1 protein-coding gene is annotated in these 1,585 nt (G+C 41.5%); it reads left to right on the top strand.

The features are described 5' to 3' along the window. The coding region (locus tag ECA1_RS16645; protein WP_060793124.1) for an IS1182 family transposase at positions 1 to 1,478 on the top strand (1,478 nt) is incomplete at its 5' end. Between the last annotated feature and the right edge of the window lie 107 nt (positions 1,479 to 1,585).

The following is a 1,585-nucleotide window of genomic DNA, read 5'->3' as shown; positions in this document are numbered from 1 at the left end:
TCGCCGTTTTTATCCATGAACTGGTCGAAGCGCTTCAGATTAATGACCCCTATCTTTTTGGTCGACCAAGAGAATATGATTTAGGTGCCATGATGAAGTTGGTTCTTTTTGCGTATACGCGAGAAACCTTTACAAGTCGCAAGATTGAACGCTTAGCTGAAGAAAACCTCTATGCTCGTTGGTTGACGCAAGAACGGGTTCCAACTTATCGAACGATCGCCCGTTTTTGTGTATCTAACGATGTGCAGGAGTTGACCAATAAAGGCTTAGATCAGTTGACAGAGTATCTGCGTGCACGGAATCTGATTGATGATGCGTTGTTTATTGACGGTACAAAAATCTTGGCAGATGCGAATAAGTACAGCTTTGTCTGGAAGAAAAACACGATCCGATTCGATCAAATGAATCGCGAAAAACTGCTTACTATGATGACGGAACTAAGAGAAGCGTATGCCCTGAAACAGATTCCCGAAGGGACGTCCTTGACAGTAGACATGATAGATGAACTGTTAACACGGATGGAACTACGTCTGGAAGAACTAGAAAAAGAAGTTGAGGCAACGAAACGTCTTTCGCCAAATCCAGCGAAACAACAACGGCGAACGTTGAAAAGCCAAGTACGCAAATTAAATACAAAACGAGAAAAACTTCTGGAACATCAAACGCAGTTTTCTACTTATGGGACAAGAAACAGTTATTCAAAAACTGATCATGATGCGACATTCATGCGCGTAAAAGAAGACCCTATGAAAAATGGCCAACTTAAGCCTGCGTATAACCTGCAGATCGCTACTTGTAATCAATTTGTACTCGGCTACGATGTCTTTCAAAACCCAACAGACACTAAGACACTGAAACCATTACTGGAAAAGATGAAGATTGCACAAAAGTCCCCTCATTATTTGGTCGCCGATGCAGGCTATGGTTCAGAAAGCAATTACCGCTATATAGAAGATGAACTTCCTCAGCATACTGCACTGATTCCTTATGGAACGATGTTTAAAGAACAAAGCAAGAAATGGCAGACAGATGATCGGAAAGTAATGAATTGGGATTATGAGCCTAAGGAGGACTTTTACACCGACCCCAAAGGGGTACGATTCAATTTTCATGCTTACCGTCAACGAACAGATGCGGATGGCTTTGTCCGAGATTTTAAAGAATACCAAGCAGAAAAAACGGATGCGAACCAAGCGCTCATTCCTGAAGCCTTAACCCCAAAGGGGAATCGCAGAAAGATCACTGTAAATCCTTCTTGGGAATACCATAAAGAAAAACAAAAAGAGCGCTTATTAACGCCTGAAATTCAAAAAATATATGGTCGGAGAAAGATCGACGTGGAAACAGTCTTCGGATTTATGAAGGCTTGTTTGGGTTTCACTCGATACACGGTTCGGGGCTTAGAAAAAGTCAGAAAACAGACGGGTTTACTCATTACGGCAATCAATATGATGAAATTGACAAAAATAGGTACTTGAACTACCCAAAATGAATAAAAAAACAAGGAGCACTCGAAAAATCACATGATTTTCGAGTGCTCCTTATATTTTGGCGAGCGTAACTAGTTAACTTATGTCACGCCCCC

Source organism: Enterococcus casseliflavus NBRC 100478, from assembly GCF_001544095.1.
Classification (GTDB): domain Bacteria; phylum Bacillota; class Bacilli; order Lactobacillales; family Enterococcaceae; genus Enterococcus_D; species Enterococcus_D casseliflavus.
Note: the sequence above shows the minus strand (reverse complement) of the source record. Positions and strands in the feature narration are given on the sequence as shown.